The sequence below is a fragment of the Rhodococcus sp. P-2 genome, assembly GCF_016598535.1.
Lineage (GTDB): Bacteria > Actinomycetota > Actinomycetes > Mycobacteriales > Mycobacteriaceae > Rhodococcus_F > Rhodococcus_F baikonurensis.
In genome coordinates, this window is sequence record NZ_CP066779.1 from 1,612,003 (window position 1) to 1,628,280 (window position 16,278).

Consider the following 16,278-nt stretch of genomic DNA (forward strand, 5'->3'; position numbering starts at 1 on the left):
TACGGTGGATTCATGCGTGTACTAACCCTCGCCGTTCTGGCCTGCCTTGCTGTGGCCGGATGCTCCGTCGGGGCCCAGACCACGGGGCCGGTTGCCGCACCGAATCCGATGGCGGCCAACGAAGCGAGTCCCGCCGACTGGTCGCTCGGAACCCCCGTTCCCGACGAGGTCGACGACAGCGAGATGGGCACGGAGTTCGACAGCCGCGCCGACATCGTGGGTGCGACGGCCACGATGTTCGAATCGTGGTCCGAGGTCGACGATCACACGGTGGCCGTCCACTTCGTGACCGGCACTCCGGAGTGCTACGGCGCGTACGCGACCGTCGAAGAGACCGATACGACGGTGATCGTCACTCTCCGAACCGGAGCACTGCCAGAGGCCGCGGACAAGATGTGCATTCTGGTTGCCGTGTTCGGCAGCTTGGACGTCCCGCTGAGCCGACCGCTCGGCGACCGTCACGTCATCAACGGCTAGCAAGCGCGCCTAAACGGCACAACTTCGACGATCGAACACTCCGTTTCGTCAGGTGTGGCGTGCGTCTCCTCAGGACAGACTGAAAACCGACACCCGTTCACTCGCTCGTCGGCAGCTTTTCGACTCGAGCGGTGCTCAACATGAAGGAGCTCGCAAGTGCCTACTCTCCAGAGAGATGTTGCAATCGTCGGCGCCGGCCCCTCTGGCCTGGCAGCGGCAACCGCGCTGCGCAAGGCCGGCTTGTCCGTCGCCGTGATCGAAGCACGCGATCGTGTCGGCGGCCGCACGTGGACCGACACCATCGACGGCGCAGTCCTGGAGATCGGCGGCCAGTGGGTCTCCCCCGACCAGACTGCTCTGATCTCCTTGCTCGACGAACTCGGCCTGAAGACTTTCGAGCGCTACCGCGAGGGCGAGTCCGTCTACATCTCGTCAGCAGGCGAGCGGACTCGATACACGGGCGATTCCTTCCCCACGAACGAGACCACCAAGAAGGAGATGGACCGTCTCATCGACGAGATGGACGATCTCGCAGCGCAGATCGGCGCCGAGGAGCCGTGGGCACATCCCCTCGCCCGCGATCTCGACACAGTCTCCTTCAAGCAGTGGCTGATCAATCAGTCCGACGACGCCGAGGCCCGTGACAACATCGGCCTCTTCATCGCCGGTGGCATGCTCACCAAGCCCGCCCACTCGTTCTCCGCCCTGCAGGCCGTACTCATGGCCGCTTCCGCAGGCTCGTTCTCCCACCTCGTCGACGAGGACTTCATCCTCGACAAGCGAGTGATCGGCGGAATGCAGCAGGTATCGATCCGCATGGCGGAGGCCCTCGGTGACGACGTCTTCCTCAACGCACCCGTGCGTACGGTGAAGTGGAACGAATCCGGTGCAACGGTGTTGGCGGACGGCGACATTCGCGTCGAGGCAAGCCGGGTCATCTTGGCCGTACCACCCAACCTCTACTCCCGGATCTCCTACGATCCCCCGCTGCCGCGTCGTCAGCACCAGATGCATCAGCATCAGTCTCTCGGCCTCGTCATCAAGGTGCACGCCGTGTACGAGACGTCTTTCTGGCGCGAAGACGGCCTCTCCGGCACCGGCTTCGGCGCGTCCGAGGTAGTGCAGGAGGTGTACGACAACACCAACCACGAGGACAATCGCGGCACCCTGGTTGCTTTTGTCTCCGACGAGAAGGCCGACGCGATGTTCGAGCTCTCCGCCGAGGAGCGTAAGGCCACGATTCTGGCCTCACTCGCCCGCTACCTGGGCCCGAAGGCCGAAGAGCCGGTTGTGTACTACGAATCCGACTGGGGCTCGGAGGAATGGACCCGCGGTGCGTACGCGGCAAGCTTCGATCTCGGCGGCCTGCACCGCTACGGCGCGGATTCCCGCACGCCCGTCGGACCGATCCACTTCTCGTGCTCCGACATCGCGGCCGAGGGGTACCAGCACGTCGACGGTGCCGTTCGGATGGGTCAGCGCACCGCCGCCGACATCATCGCCCGCAGCAAGGCCTGACGGCCGCTTCGCCAAGTCTCGATCATTGCCCGGCAGTCACGATTGCCGGGCAATGATCGAGAGCAGCAGTTCCGCACGAACTCTCGCTACCTCCAGCCGACAGTCGATCAGGCTCTCCACCTTCGCCATTCGACTTCGCAGGGTGTGCCGGTGGACGCCCATCGTGATCGCTGCCGCTTCCCAATGCCCGTTGGCCTCGAGAAATGCCCGCAACGATGCCAACAGTTCGGTGCCGTTGTCACGGTCGTAGTCCTCGATCGGGGTGATCATCGTTTCCGCCAGCGTATTGAGCACTTCACGCGTCGAATCGAAGGACAGCAGCACGCTGCCGGTCAGAGCCGCGAATTCCAAAGGCTCGCCGCCGATTTCCGCCGCCGACGCACACAGCTGGGACTGTTCGACGGCGACCGCCAGCGCTGCGACCACGCGCCGCGCACTCAGACCCACACGAAGCGCGCGAAGATCCGACCTCGATACCCCGCCCAGTAGCTCGCGGGCGAACTGGACGTCGTCGGTTCCACGCAGCAGCACCGTGACCCGAGTGTCGTTGATCCGCGAGAACAACTGCCGCCCTGCCTTGTTCATGAACTCGGCAATCTCGACTCCGACCCGTCCCGCGACGTCGGCCGTGTCCGCCAGAACGGTCAGGCCACGGATCATTCCCGCGCCGTCTGCGGCTTGGCGGATCTGTTGCCACGCCGGCGCCGGGTCACGGTCTTCGGTGAGCAGCAGCCCGAGGGCATGCGAATTCAGCTGATCCTGAGTGGCGCGCAGGCGCGCAGGTTTCTCGAAGTCCAACGCCAGCAACGAGTTCGCGTGACCGAGAAGTATCTGATCGACGTAGCTGAGCGCCGACGCACTGATCACCGCCAGGTATCCGTACGGCGTTCGCCCGACACTGATCTGTTGCACGGCGATGGACGCTCCGGAACTGGCGAGCGTCACGCTACTGGACGCACCGCCCCCGAGAGTTGCTCGCAGTTCGTCGATCACGTCGTCGGTCGGTAGTTGAGGTGAGCTCTCGAGAACTCGTCCGGCGACGTCGAGAAGAAGCACCGTCGCCGACGTTGCGATCGCCAGCTCACGCACGGTCGCAGCCGTTCCACCGGAAACGACGGCCCGCGTCATCCGCGGTTGCGCCCGCGACGCCCGAAGGACCGCTTCGTATTCCTGTTCTGCCAACCGGCTCATCACACGCTTGACGACGGCGGCAAACGGCGTCGGCAGCGGCACCTCGATCAGCGGCAGGCCGATCTCGTCGGCGACAGCCACCAGATCGGCCGGAACTTCGGGGTACGAGAGTCCGGTCCCGAAGCCGACCGCCGCTACGCCTGCCGCATCTAGCATTCGAAGGTAGCGGCCGCGCTTTTGCTGAGTGGACGGCAAACGGATGCCCGTCGTGAGAATGAATTCACCGCCGGTCAACCATCGGAACGGGTCGAGCAACTCCGTGGCGTGCGCAAACGTGATTTCGCGACCGACCCCCTGCGCCCCGCCTTTGAGTTCCAGCGCGAGGTCCGGCTGCGCCAACATCCACCGCACAGCGATCGTCATGGGCTGGACTGTACAACTCGGCGCGTCGGCGATCAAAGATTTCACCTTTTTGGCAGCTGTCTTTACTTGTGAGTCAGCGCACACTTGCTCACACACGCCCCACACAGTGCGAGTTCTGTGTCGATCACCTCGGCCGGAACTCGTTCGACCTCGAGAGGAACCGGTACCGATGTCGATCGTCGTACTCGAGAACTACATCAACGGTGAATTCGTCGCCTCAACCGCGACGGAAACACTCGACCTGATCAACCCCGTGGACGAGAGTGTGGTCGGGCGTACGCCGATCTCCACCAAGGCAGACGTCGACGCCGCCGTCGAAGCCGCACAGCGCGCGTTCGAGACCTGGGGCAAGACGACGCCGAGCGTGCGGCAGGCCGCACTCCTCAAGCTCGCTGACGCCATCGAAGCGCACAGCGACGAAATCGTCGCAGCCGAAAGCGCCAACACCGGCCAGGCGCACCAGATGATCGCCGACGAAGAGGTCAAGGTCGGAGCCGATCAGATGCGGTTCTTCGCCGGAGCCGCACGCCTTCTCGAGGGGAAGGCCGCCGGAGAGTACATGGAGGGTTTCACGTCGTACGTCCGTCGTGAGCCCATCGGTGTCGTCGGTCAGGTCACTCCCTGGAACTACCCGTTCATGATGGCGCTGTGGAAGATCGGGCCTGCCCTCGCGGCCGGCAACACGATCGTCCTCAAGCCCAGCGACACCACACCGGGCAGCACGCTGGTCCTGACGAAGCTCTCGAAGGGCATCCTGCCGGACGGCGTGTTCAACGTCGTGCTCGGCAACGGCGGTACCGGCGCGACGTTGGTGGAGAACCCGGCCCTCGGTCTCGTCTCCATCACCGGTTCGGTACGGGCAGGCATCGCGGTCGCCGTGTCCGCGGCGCAGCAACTCAAGCGCGCGCACCTCGAACTGGGCGGCAAAGCACCGGCGATCGTGTTCGGTGACGTCGACATCGAGAAGACCGCCACCGGCATCGCCGAAGCCGCGTTCTTCAACGGCGGTCAGGACTGCACCGCGGCCACCCGCGTGCTCGTCCACGAATCCATCCACGATCAGCTCGTGGAAGCCCTCGTGCGCAACGCCGAAAAGCTGCGGCCCGGAGCGCCTTCCGACCCTGATGCCTTCTACGGCCCGCTCAACAACATCAACCACTTCAACGCCGTGAGCGACAAGATCGCCAACCTGCCGGCATCGGCCAAGATCGTTACCGGCGGAAAGCGTTCGGGCGAAACCGGATTCTTCTTCGAGCCGACGGTCATCACCGGCGTCGCACAATCCGACGACATCGTGCAGGAAGAGACTTTCGGTCCTATCCTCACAGTCCAGAGCTTCTCCGACGAGAAGGAGGCGATCACGCTTGCCAACGACGTTCGCTTCGGCCTCGCCTCGAGCATCTGGACCAAGGATCACGGTGTCACACAACGCGTCTCCGCTGCTCTCGATTTCGGTGCGGTGTGGATCAACTGCCACATCCCGCTCGTCGCCGAGATGCCGCACGGCGGCTTCAAGTACTCCGGCTACGGCAAGGATCTCTCGGCCTACGGAGTCGAGGATTACACCCGCCTCAAGCACGTCATGAGTTCGCACGACTGAGTCGCCGCCCCTCCTGCTGTGCGCCTTTATCAACCCCCCGCGGTTAATAAAGGCGCACAGCAGATTCCTCCAATCCGGAAAAGAGCCACCATGCGCCTTATCGTCGGATACCTCGCCACACCCAGCGGTAAAGACGGACTGGTCCTCGGGACCCAGCTCGCGCGCAGTCTCGGCGCGCAACTCGACATCTGCATGGTCCTCCCTCCGGATCGGACACTGCCGGCCAAGGTTCCCTCGGAGGCCGGCTACGACGACATCCTCGCCGCACGTGCACACGACTGGCTTGCCGAAGCGAAAGCCTCGGTGCCCGAGGACATCCAGGTGGAAGTACACCTGAGCTTCCACGAGTCGTTCGCTCAGGGACTGCTCGACGAGGTGGACCGGCTGAACGCTCTGGCGATCGTGGTGGGCGCTTCCGGCGACGGTCTGCTCGGCCGTCACGCGATAGGTTCGGTCTCGACCGAGCTGCTGCACTCCGCTCACGTCCCGGTGGCTCTGGCCCCTCGCGGAACGCGGCACTCGGCGGCTTCGGCGATCCGAGAGGTCACCTGCGCACTCGGCACCCGCGTCGGCGCCGACATCGTCTTGAACACAGCGGTGCGCACCAGCGAACTGATGCAGGTTCCTCTGCGACTGGTCTCACTCGTCGCGCTCGACCCGCAGAACGATCTTCGCGATCATCGCGACACCGCCGAGTCGGCGAGAGAACGGGCACGAAATCACGCTCAGGACACACTCGACGTCGCCCGAGCGGCACTCCCCGCGGAGTTCCCGATCGAGGTCATCATCGCCGACGGTTCCACGGTGGAATCCGCAGTGCGTCAACTGGACTGGCAGGACGGCGACCTCGTGATGGTCGGTTCCAGTCGCCTTGCACAGCCACGCAAACTATTCCTGGGCTCCACCGCCGCCAAGATGCTGCGCGTGCTGCCCGTTCCCATGGTCGTAGTGCCCAAGCACGAATTCACCCAGCCGGAGGCACTGTCATGACCAGCACCGAACTGAGTTCCAAAGGCCTCGCCACCGGCAAGATCGGCATGATCTCCGGTGCCGTACTCGGAATCTCCTCCGTGGCACCGGGTTACACCTTGACCGCCAGCATCGGATTGATCGTCGCCGCCGTCGGCCTCAAGATGCCCGCCATCTTCATCGCCGGCTTCATCCCGATGTTCCTCACTGCGTACGCGTACCGTGAACTGAACTCGGACACTCCTGATTGCGGGGCGTCGTTCACGTGGTCCACCAAGGCATTCGGACCGTACGTCGGCTGGATGTGCGGTTGGGGCATGGTGATCGCCACCATCATCGCGCTCTCGAACCTCGCGGCCATTGCCGTCGACTTCTTCTATCTGTTCATCGCGCGGGTGGTCGACAATCCCTCCATCGCCGATCTACCGGGCAACAAATTTGTCAACGTCGGTACGACGCTGGTGTTCATCGCCCTGGCCACTTGGATTGCCAGTCGAGGAATCACCACCAGCGAGCGCGTGCAGTTCGCGCTCGTCGGTTTCCAGATGGTGCTGCTCGTCGTCTTCGCCGTCGTTGCACTGGTTCACGTCGGCGCCGGCGACGCCCCGGCCGGATTGTCCTTCGACCTGAGTTGGTTCAACCCGTTCAGTGGACTCGCCATCGGAGCGTTCGTCATCGGACTCACCGGATCGATCTTCGCGTTCTGGGGTTGGGATACCTGTCTCACGCTGGGCGAGGAGTCGAAGAACCCGAAGAAGACCCCGGGCCGCGCCGGTTTGCTCTGTGTCGCAACCATTCTCCTGACCTACCTGTTGGTCGCCGTTGCCGCGATGATGTACGCCGGCGTCGGCGAGGAAGGTCTCGGCCTCGGCAATCCCGACAACTCCGAGAACGTCTTCGGCGCTCTGGCCGATCCGGTACTGGGCAACTGGGGTGGCATGCTCCTGTTCCTCGCCGTCTTCGTCTCTTCCGTCGCAAGCCTGCAGACCACGTTCCTGCCCGCAGCGAGAACCATGCTCGCCATGGGTGCATACGGAGCGTTCCCCAAGAAGCTCGCCGAGGTCTCCCCTCGCTTCCTCGTGCCGTCGTACGCCACCGTGGTCGCGGGCGCCGTGACCGCAGTGTTCTACAGCGTTGTCACCTTCCTCTCCGAAAGTGCGCTGCTCGACACCATCGCCGCCCTCGGCATCATGATCTGCTGGTATTACGGCATCACGGCATTCGCGTGTGTGTGGTATTTCCGCAAGACGCTCTTCGAGAGCGTACGAAACTTCGTCTTCCGGCTCGCATTCCCGCTCATCGGTGGGCTCATGCTGCTTGCGGTGTTCGTGATTTCGGTTCAGGAGAGCATGAATCCGGACAATGCCAGCGGGGCATCGATCGGCGGCATCGGCCTGGTCTTCTTCCTCGGCTTCGGCATTCTCATCCTCGGCGCGGTTCTGATGATGGTCATGCGAGTGCGCAATCCCGCGTTCTTCGAGGGCAAGACCCTCAACCGCGACACGGAGGCTCTGCGCGACGAGAACGACCTCAGCGTGTCCTAGGAGACAGTAGCGTCGGGGGCCTGTGCGATCAGGCCCGCCATCAACACACGCAAGCCGAATTCGAAGGCGGCGTCGGCACGTTCGGGATTTTTCCCGGACGTTGCCAACGCCGCCTTCATCGCGTCGTTGGCCTCTGGCCCCGACGCCCACTGGACATCCGGCGCCGCCAGATCCAACGCCGAACCGAGAACAAAACTGTCGACGGTTGTAATTGCATGCAGTGTTTCGGCCGGGTCGAAGCCGCCGTCCGCGAAGGCCTGCGCCAACGCGTTGTACAGGGTGAACGCCACACCGGCTTGCACGGTCTGCGCCGTGAAGAGCGGAATCAGACGAGGATGCGCGGCGTAGCTTCGCCGATACTCGGCCGCCAACGCCGCAACCGTCTCACTCCAGGTGCCCGAGGCCGACTCGACGTCGATTCCCGCCATCAGTTGAGCCCTCATCAGTTCGACGATCTCGGCTCGTCCGGACACGTGGTTGTACAGCGACGACGGTCGAACCTTCAGTCTTGCGGCGAGTCCCGGCATGGTGAAATCGCCGGACTCGTCCACCGACTCGATCGCTGCCTCGGTGATGATCGGCGGTGAGAGCAGTCGTTGCGATGGCCGCGGCATATGTCCTCCTGTAGTGATCCACACCGTTCGGGGCGCCGCAAAAAACAATTCCTCGAAAGTCCTTGATCAATCAGCGCTCACCCACCATACTTAACGAATCACATTCGTTTTACGTTGAACGTCGAATACCCGAGCACCGAGGAAACCCCATGCTGACGATCACCGCCCTCACCCCACCCGAGTCTTTGGCCGCGACGACGCCGTCCACGTCCACCCCTCTGCGTGTGGGTCTCGTCCAACATCGCTGGCACGAGGACCAAGACGACCTCTACACCGAATTGAGCGAGGGCATCGCGGCCGCAGCGAAGCTGGGCGCTTCCGTGGTCTTTCTTCCGGAGCTGACGCTCAGCCGGTACCCCGCCTCCAGCCCGGCCGACGACAATCCCGGACGCCAAGCGGAAGACCTGCTCACCGGACCCACTCTCGCCTTCGCCGCCAAGGCCGCCGCCGAGAACCAAGTCCTCGTTCACGCATCGTTGTACGAGCGCAGCGAGGCCGAGGACGGCCTGGGCTTCAACACCGCGATCCTGGTCGCACCCGGAGGTGAACTCCTCGGTCGTACCCGCAAGCTCCACATTCCGGTGACGGCCGGGTACTACGAGGACACGTACTTCCGCGGCGGTCCGTCCGAGGACGCATACCCCGTTCACGAGGCACTCGGCGCCAAGTTCGGACTCCCGACATGTTGGGACGAGTGGTTCCCCGAGGTCGCGCGTGCATACTCCCTCGCCGGTGCCCAGGTTCTGGTGTACCCGACGGCGATCGGCTCCGAGCCCGATCACCCGAACTTCGACACCCAACCGCTGTGGCAGCAGGTGATCGTCGGAAACGGTATCGCCAACGGCACCTTCATGGTTGTTCCCAATCGTCACGGCAGTGAAGGTCTCATCACCTTCTACGGTTCGTCCTTCATCTCGGACCCGTACGGACGCATCCTCGTTCAGGCTCCCCGCGACGAATCTGCCGTGCTGGTAGCCGATCTCGACCTGCAGCAGCGCGAAGACTGGCTGGCACTGTTCCCATTCCTTGCCACTCGCCGACCCGACACCTACTCGGCTCTGACCGCACCGGTGAAGACTGCGGGAGCCAACTGATGACCTGGCGCATGCCCGCGGAAAGTGAGCCGCACGAACGTACCTGGATGGCGTACCCCAGTGCCGGATACTCCCTCGGGGACACCGCCGAAGAACAGCATGAAGCGCGCTCGACGTGGGCGGCCGTCGCCCACGCCGTCGCTGAATTCGAGCCGGTCACCGTCGTGGTCGATCCCGCCGAGGTCGAGCAAGCACGAAAGTACCTGTCCGGGAAGGTCGACATCGTCGAGGCACCTCTCGACGACGCGTGGATGCGCGACATCGGACCGACGTTCGTCTTGTCCGACGACGGCCGTCTCGGCGGAGTCGACTGGGTGTTCAACGGCTGGGGCGCACAGGATTGGGCACAGTGGGACAAGGACTCGAAGATCGGCAGGTTTGTCGTCGAACAATCCGGTGCCCAGTTGATCGACTCACCAATCGTCAACGAGGGCGGCGGCATTCAGGTCGACGGTCTCGGCACCGTGCTGGTCACCGAAACCGTCCAACTCGATCCGGGGCGCAATCCCGACCTGACGAAGGCGGACATCGAGGCCGAACTCGCCCGCACCATCGGAGCCAAACACGTCATCTGGCTTCCCCGCGGATTGACCCGCGATCAGGAGACCTACGGAACCCGCGGACACGTCGACATCGTCGCTGCCATCTCTTCCCCCGGAGTGGTACTGGTCCATGACCAACGCAATCCGGTGCACCCCGACTACGCCGTCAGCCAGACGATCATCGAGTTGTTCGAAAGCTCGACGGACGTCGGTGGCCGGCCGTGGAAGGTCATTCGGGTACCCGCTCCCGAAATCCTGCGCGACGACGAGGGATTCGTCGACTACAGCTACATCAACCATCTCGTGGTCAACCGTGGAGTGATCGCCTGCAGCTTCGACGATCCTGCCGACGCCGAAGCGGTAGAGATCCTGTCAGCCGCCTACCCCGGACGCACTGTCGTCACCGTCGACGCCAGACCGCTGTTCGAACGCGGCGGCGGCATCCACTGCATCACCCAGCATCAGCCCGCTGAACAGAATTAGCAGCGACAGAATTAGCAGCGACGGGGCTAACGGCGCCCTCGCATGTAGTCACTCGCGACGGCTGCGCCGAGGCCGTCCAGGTCCGGCGCGATGACGCGTCCACCCACCCGGTGCGCCATCCGGTCGACCACCCTGGCCAGGCCTGGATCCTCACCGAGGCGGAAAAACGTGACCTTGGCGCCCAGCCTGGCCACCGCGTCGAGTGCTCGAACCGTCAAACCGAGGGTTCGCGCACTCGGCGGGTAGTCGAACCTGGCTTCTCCGTCCGCTTCGAGATGAGCCGTCGGCTCACCGTCGGTGACGATCAGTACCACCGGCTGCGCATTGGAATGGCGTCGAAGGTGCCTGGCTGCCAACAACAATGCGTGGTGCAGGTTGGTTCCCTGATCCCAGGCGCCGTCCAAACCGGCGAGCTCCGACGGGCTCAGTACGTGCGCGTGGCGTCCGAAGGCGATCAACTGCAGCTCGTCGCTGCGAAAACGCGTGCTCACCAGATGATTGAGTGCCAGAGCGGTGCGCTTCATCGGCACCCAGCGATCCTCCATCACCATCGAGAACGACGTGTCCACCAACAGCGCCACCGCAGCCTGGCTGCGCTGTTCGGTCTCGGCCACTTCGACATCGACGACGCTCAGCCGCACCGGCATTCGGCCCGGGTCACGTAGGACGGCGTTGGTGATGGTTCTCGTGACGTCCCAGGGTTCGGTGTCCCCGAACTCCCATTCGCGGGAAGCTCCGGTCGGTTCGCCCATCGCACCTGCCCGACGCGTATCGCGTTGACCGGTTCGCGACGACAGTTGCCCGGCGACGTCACGCAGAGCGGTCTGCCCGAGCTGCCGCATGGCCTTGGGCGACAAGCGCCATTGACCGTCCGGTGCACGATCGAAGAAACCCTGCTCCTGCAAAGCCTTTTCGAGATCGGCCAGGGTGCGAGCGTCCGCAGCGGCTTCGTCGCCGAGTTGCCGCGCGAGTAGCTCGGGGTCGATGTCGTCGAGCGCCGCGCCCGCGTACTGCTGAGACAGCTGATCTGCCAAGGATTCCAGCTCGGCGATGTCCTGCAGTGCGCCGGTCCCCTCACCCAACCCCATTCCGTTGTCGCCGCGGAACTGTTGCGAACCTTCCCAGTCCTCACCCGGCCGAGCCGCCTGAAGGAACTGGTCGAGTTGACTCAGCTCACTCATCAGGCTCGGATCACCGAACGCCTGCTGCGCCAACGCATCCAACTCGTCACGCTGCTCCTGCGAGAGCGAGTTCCGCAATCGTTGTGCGGCCGCCGCGCGCTGCGCCAACGAATCCAGAAGTTCCTCGACGTTGCGAGGGTTGTCCGGGAAATACTGCCCGTGCTTGTCCATGAATTCCGCAAACTGCTCCGGAGTGTCGACGCCCCGTGAATGCGCATCGAGCAGTTGATTCAGATCTGCCAGCATCTGGCGTATCTGCTCACGATCCTCGTCGGTAGCGCCCTCGAGCGCCTGCTTCATTCCCGAGAAGCGTTGATCGAGGACCTCACGTCCGAGCAGATCACGAATCTTCTCGTAATCCGCGCGAGCCTGTTCGCTGCGCCAGTTGTAGTCTGCCAGATCTTGAACTGCCTGAGCTGTCGAGGGTGGCAACTCCTCGATCCGCATTTCGTTGAACCGTGCGTCGTCGTCGAGAGCACGCGCCAGTTCCTTGCGCTCTTCGAGCACCGCCTTGTCGAGAAGCTGCCGAACCTCGTCGAGCGTTCCGTCGAGATTGTTGCGGCGCAACAACTCGCGTCGACGTCGGTTCGCCTGTGCGGCAAGCTCGTCCAGCCCGCGCATATCTCGATTGCCTCGCCGCAGCAGCTCCCGCAGGGCATGGCGCGGCGACGTGCCGGACAACACGTCGTCGCCGATTGCTGCCAAGGCATCGCGCAGATCTACTGGTGGCGCCAGCGGATCGGGACCACCGTCGTACGGCCCGTACCGCGGATTGTGAATCATCACTGCCCCTTACGAGTACACCGAGCGGCCGCCCGGGCCTTGATCTTTCGAGATCCGGCGCGCGAGGTAAAGCCCTTCGAGGGCAAGTTCGGCACCGGCGGCACGCTCGCCGTCGGATTGCGCACCGAGACGTTCGGCTACTTCGTCCAGGACCTCGAGGTCCGGAAGCTCGTCGAGAAATGCCTTGGCCGTGACAGATTCACCGGTGACGATCGTATTGCCCATCTCCACAGCGGAAACCAGCATCCCCAGGTCGATTCCGCCCAGACGAACCCGAACCGTATCGGCCGTCGCGCGACGCAGCAGATGCTCGAGCACCTCCAGTTCGCGGCCCTCTTCACCGGATTCGAACTCGACCTTGCCGCGAAGCACCTCGACCACGGACTCGAGATCGACGGGCCGGGCAACAGGATCGGCCTCGCCGAGCACCGCCGCGCGTCGTACCGCCGCTGCACTGACGGTTTCGGCGCCGGCGACGGCAAAGCGTGCCGACACACCCGATCGCTGGTCCACCGAGGTGGATTCGCGGAGCAGGCGAGTGAATCTGGCAAGAATTTCGAGGAGATAGTCGGGCACCTCGGCGGCCAGATGTGCCTCCTGCTCGATCACCGCAATCTCGCCCGCCAACTCGACGGGGTAGTGCGTGCGGATTTCTGCGCCGAAGCGGTCCTTGAGCGGGGTGATGATGCGGCCACGGTTGGTGTAGTCCTCGGGGTTCGCGCTCGCGACCAGAAGAACGTCCAACGGAAGCCGAAGCGTGTACCCGCGGACCTGGATGTCCCGCTCTTCCATCACGTTGAGCAACGAGACCTGGATGCGCTCGGCGAGGTCGGGAAGCTCGTTGATCGCCACGATTCCGCGATGCGCACGGGGCACGAGGCCGAAGTGAATGGTCTCGGGATCGCCGAGGCTCCGCCCCTCGGCAACCTTGACCGGGTCGACGTCGCCGATCAGGTCGGCGACCGAGGTGTCCGGCGTTGCCAGCTTCTCTGAGTATCGCTCGCTGCGATGACGCCAGGCGATCGGGAGGTCGTCGCCCAGTTCCTTGGCTCGACGTATCGAAGCCGGGGTGATCGGCTCGTACGGGTGCTCCCCCAGTTCCGAGCCTTCGATGACGGGCGTCCACTCGTCGAGAAGGAGCCCGAGGGTGCGAAGCAACCTCGTCTTTCCTTGACCTCGTTCGCCGAGCAGAACCACGTCGTGGCCGGCGATCAGCGCCCGCTCGAGTTGCGGGGCGACCGTGTCCTCGAACCCGACTATCCCGGGCCAGGGGTCACGGCCGTCCCGCAACGCGGCGAGAAGGTTCTCTCGTAGTTCTTCCTTGACACTTCGCTGTACGTGTCCGGAGGCGCGTAGCTCTCCGAGGGTTTTTGCGACAGTCACCACTCCACGCTACGAGTGTTTGCGGGGTTTCGCCTCTCGCCGAGGAAGTTCGGTCGCTCAGCCCTCGATGTTCTCGGGATTCATCCAGATGATTTCCCAGATGTGGCCGTCGGGATCCTGGAAGCTGCGGCTGTACATGAAGCCGTGATCCTGCGTCGCGTTTCCTTCGGAACCGCCGGTCGCGAGCGCTTTGTCGACGAGGGTGTCGACTGCCTCGCGAGTCTCGGCCGAGAGTCCAAGAAGCGCTTCCGTCGACGTCGAGGTGTCGGCGATGCCCTTCGTCGTGAAGGTCTTGAAGAAGGGCTCGGCCAACAGCATCACGACGATGGTGTCACTGATGACCATCGACGACGCATTCTCGTCGGAGAACTGCGTGTTCTTGGAGTATCCGAGCCCCTCGTAGAAGGTGGTGGCCTTGCCCAGGTCCTTGACGGGCAGGTTGAGGAAGAACATCGGCTGCGGGTTTGTCGCCATGGAAGGTCCTTTCCGAGACTTTGCTGTGCGCCTTTATTAACCGCCGGCGGTTAATAAAGGCGCACAGTAGACCTAAACTCCATCCATGGATACCTGGGTGTTGCCCGCCATGCTCGGCCTCGGACTCGCCGCAGCGTCCGGAATGCGAACCTTCCTGCCGCTGCTGATGCTCAGCGCTGCCGTCCACTTCGAACTGTTCGGGATCACCGTCGGCGAGTCGATGCGGTGGATCGGATCGACCGGCGCGCTGGTGGCATTGGCAATCGCCGCTGTGGTCGAACTGGGTGCCGACCTCATTCCCTTCGTGGACAACGCACTCTCGGTGATCGGCAACGTCACCGGACCGATTGCCGGAGTGATCGCCGCCTGGGCGGCATTCAGTCATCTCGACCCCGCGATGGCCGCGTTGGCGGGCATCATCGTCGGAGCGCCGACGGCGTTGACGTTCAGCGCCGCCCAGACCGGTACTCGTGCAGTCAGTACGGCCACTACCGGTGGACTGTCGAATCCCGTCGTGTCCGTCATCGAGGATGTGCTGACTTTCTTCACCTCGTTGATCGCGATGATCTTGCCGCTCCTGATCATTCCGCTGCTCGCCGCACTCTTGTGGTTCAGCTGGCGTGGCTGGCGTCGTGTCCGGAGTCTGCGCACCGCCTGACTGCACCGACCTGGTAGACAAGTCGTCATGTCCGACACCGAGATCTCGTTCCAATCCGGCGACGTCACCCTGTACGGGAGTCTTCGCCTGCCCGCCTCACCCGACGCCCCTGCCCCGGCCGCGCTGATTCTGGCCGGTAGCGGCCCCACCGATCGCAACGGCGACAGCGCACTCCTCGAAGGCGACATCGGAACTCTGCGGTTCATCGCGGATCTTCTTGAAAATCAAGGCATTTCAAGCCTGCGCTACGACAAGCTCGGGAGCGGCGAAACCGCCCTCGGCGACTACGACATCGAAGACATCGCCGATCTCGGCTTCAACACGTTTGTCGACGCCGCCTCCGACGGACTCGACTACCTCGCCGGACAACCCGGCGTCGATCCTGAGCGACTGTTCGTCGTCGGACACAGCGACGGCGCCGTCGTCGCACTGGCACTTGCCACTGCGACAGAGGGATCGAGAGTCAGCGCCCTCGCACTGCTCGAGCCACTGAGCGTGCGGCTTCTCGATCTACTCACGACGCAGATTCACCGCCAACTCGACGCCGTCGTCGGTGCCGGTCAGCTGCCGGTCGAACTGGCCGACGAACTTCGCGTCGCGCTAGCCGACGCCGTCGAGTCCCTTCGCTCCGAGGGCACGGTTCCGGATGATCTGCCCGAGCCGCTGCAGAATGCGGGACTGGTGCATGCCAACGCCAAGGCACTCGCCGAGGAAGACGCATTGGACCCGGTCGCGCTCGTGGCGGCGCTGCCGGCCGGGATGCCCGTCCTCACCAGCTGCTCGGACAAGGACATCCAAGTCATTCCCGCCGACGTCGCAGCACTCGACGCCGCGCTCTCCCATACAGCGCTGACTTCAGTGCGGATGCGCAACGCCAACTTCGTACTCAAGGACATCGGCGAAGAACAGTCCACCGGTGCCGACTACGTCGCACCGCTTCCGTACTCGGCAGAGTTCTCGGAGCCCTTCACAGCGTGGGTTCGTTCGTTCTCCTGATCACGTACAGACCGAACGTCCTCTTCTCGAGGTAGAAAGTTCCCTCCGCGAACCATCCCGGAGGGACTTCTGCTTTCTACGCCTGACCTGCAACGAAGGCTCTTTCGATCCGGTGAATCCGGGGACAGAAGTCACGCGGAGTTTACGTTCGCGGCGCTTTTTATTGGTGCGAACCCTCGATCCGTGCTGTACGGTCATCCATTAACCAGCAACGCCACACAGAAAGGAACGGACATCATGTCGCTACACCCGAACGTCGTATCCGTACTTTCGTGGCGCAGCTGCGCCGCAGACAAGCACATTTTTTCGGCCGCAATGTCGGCCGAGAACATGGGCAACAAGCGCGGTGTACCCCGAGAATGATCCCCAGTTTCACCGGATTCGTTCTCGGGCACCCAGGGCAAACGC

At 63.7% G+C, this 16,278-nt stretch carries 15 protein-coding genes; 10 read left to right on the forward strand and 5 right to left on the reverse strand.

The genetic code is table 11. From position 1 onward, the window contains the following. Positions 1-12: 12 nt before the first annotated feature. Entirely contained in the window at positions 13-477 is a 465-nt protein-coding gene (locus I7X09_RS07610) for a hypothetical protein (protein ID WP_124567448.1), read from the forward strand. A 156-nt stretch (positions 478-633) separates the two neighbouring features. Next, a complete protein-coding gene (locus I7X09_RS07615; protein ID WP_200316261.1) occupies positions 634-1,995 on the forward strand; it encodes a flavin monoamine oxidase family protein in 1,362 nt (453 codons plus the stop codon). A 36-nt stretch (positions 1,996-2,031) separates the two neighbouring features. On the opposite strand, the gene I7X09_RS07620 is transcribed toward I7X09_RS07615, so the two are convergent. Beyond that, complete coding sequence (locus tag I7X09_RS07620) at positions 2,032-3,549, reverse strand: PucR family transcriptional regulator (RefSeq protein ID WP_200316262.1); 1,518 nt, start codon at positions 3,547-3,549, stop codon at positions 2,032-2,034. Between the two features lie 169 nt (positions 3,550-3,718). Between I7X09_RS07620 and I7X09_RS07625 the strand changes: the two genes are divergently transcribed. The 3 genes from I7X09_RS07625 (at position 3,719) to I7X09_RS07635 (ending at position 7,662) form a co-directional block, all read left to right on the forward strand. Next, a complete protein-coding gene (locus I7X09_RS07625; protein WP_200316263.1) occupies positions 3,719-5,149 on the forward strand; it encodes a gamma-aminobutyraldehyde dehydrogenase in 1,431 nt (476 codons plus the stop codon). A gap of 90 nt (positions 5,150-5,239) precedes the next feature. After that, positions 5,240-6,139, forward strand: a complete 900-nt coding sequence (locus tag I7X09_RS07630; RefSeq protein WP_124567451.1) for a universal stress protein — start codon at positions 5,240-5,242, stop codon at positions 6,137-6,139. After that, positions 6,136-7,662 carry an APC family permease gene (locus tag I7X09_RS07635; protein ID WP_200316264.1) on the forward strand — a complete coding sequence of 509 codons (1,527 nt, stop codon included), beginning with the start codon at positions 6,136-6,138 and terminating at the stop codon, positions 7,660-7,662. The genes I7X09_RS07630 and I7X09_RS07635 overlap by 4 nt, the downstream gene beginning before the upstream one ends. Here the strand turns inward: I7X09_RS07635 and I7X09_RS07640 are convergent. After that, a complete protein-coding gene (locus I7X09_RS07640; RefSeq protein ID WP_200316265.1) occupies positions 7,659-8,276 on the reverse strand; it encodes a TetR/AcrR family transcriptional regulator C-terminal domain-containing protein in 618 nt (205 codons plus the stop codon). The two genes, I7X09_RS07635 and I7X09_RS07640, sit on opposite strands and share 4 nt — an antisense overlap. A gap of 149 nt (positions 8,277-8,425) precedes the next feature. Between I7X09_RS07640 and I7X09_RS07645 the strand changes: the two genes are divergently transcribed. Further along, on the forward strand, positions 8,426-9,370 hold the full coding sequence (locus I7X09_RS07645; RefSeq protein ID WP_200316266.1) for a nitrilase-related carbon-nitrogen hydrolase: 945 nt from the start codon (positions 8,426-8,428) through the stop codon (positions 9,368-9,370). Beyond that, positions 9,370-10,395 (forward strand): agmatine deiminase family protein, encoded by a 1,026-nt coding sequence (locus I7X09_RS07650; RefSeq protein WP_200316268.1) that lies wholly within the window; start codon positions 9,370-9,372, stop codon positions 10,393-10,395. The genes I7X09_RS07645 and I7X09_RS07650 overlap by 1 nt, the downstream gene beginning before the upstream one ends. A 26-nt stretch (positions 10,396-10,421) precedes the next feature. Here the strand turns inward: I7X09_RS07650 and I7X09_RS07655 are convergent, their stop codons facing one another. From I7X09_RS07655 to I7X09_RS07665, 3 genes are read right to left on the reverse strand one after another with little or no spacing between them, the layout of a single operon-like run. Continuing rightward, the gene (locus I7X09_RS07655; RefSeq protein ID WP_200316271.1) at positions 10,422-12,359 is read right to left on the reverse strand and encodes a vWA domain-containing protein; all 1,938 of its coding nucleotides are present in this window, start codon (positions 12,357-12,359) and stop codon (positions 10,422-10,424) included. A 9-nt stretch (positions 12,360-12,368) separates the two neighbouring features. Further along, on the reverse strand, positions 12,369-13,745 hold the full coding sequence (locus I7X09_RS07660; RefSeq protein ID WP_124567456.1) for an ATP-binding protein: 1,377 nt from the start codon (positions 13,743-13,745) through the stop codon (positions 12,369-12,371). A gap of 54 nt (positions 13,746-13,799) precedes the next feature. Continuing rightward, positions 13,800-14,216, reverse strand: a complete 417-nt coding sequence (locus I7X09_RS07665) for a VOC family protein (RefSeq protein WP_019744746.1) — start codon at positions 14,214-14,216, stop codon at positions 13,800-13,802. Positions 14,217-14,301: 85 nt separating this feature from the next. On the opposite strand from I7X09_RS07665, the gene I7X09_RS07670 reads away from it, so the two are divergent. The 3 genes from I7X09_RS07670 to I7X09_RS29585 all read left to right on the forward strand — a co-directional run bounded on the left by I7X09_RS07670 (position 14,302) and on the right by I7X09_RS29585 (position 16,233). Continuing rightward, positions 14,302-14,874 carry a DUF4126 domain-containing protein gene (locus tag I7X09_RS07670; RefSeq protein ID WP_200316273.1) on the forward strand — a complete coding sequence of 191 codons (573 nt, stop codon included), beginning with the start codon at positions 14,302-14,304 and terminating at the stop codon, positions 14,872-14,874. Between the two features lie 27 nt (positions 14,875-14,901). Next, on the forward strand, positions 14,902-15,870 hold the full coding sequence (locus I7X09_RS07675) for an alpha/beta hydrolase family protein (protein WP_200316275.1): 969 nt from the start codon (positions 14,902-14,904) through the stop codon (positions 15,868-15,870). A gap of 237 nt (positions 15,871-16,107) precedes the next feature. Next, complete coding sequence (locus tag I7X09_RS29585) at positions 16,108-16,233, forward strand: hypothetical protein (protein WP_267910381.1); 126 nt, start codon at positions 16,108-16,110, stop codon at positions 16,231-16,233. Positions 16,234-16,278 lie beyond the last annotated feature (45 nt).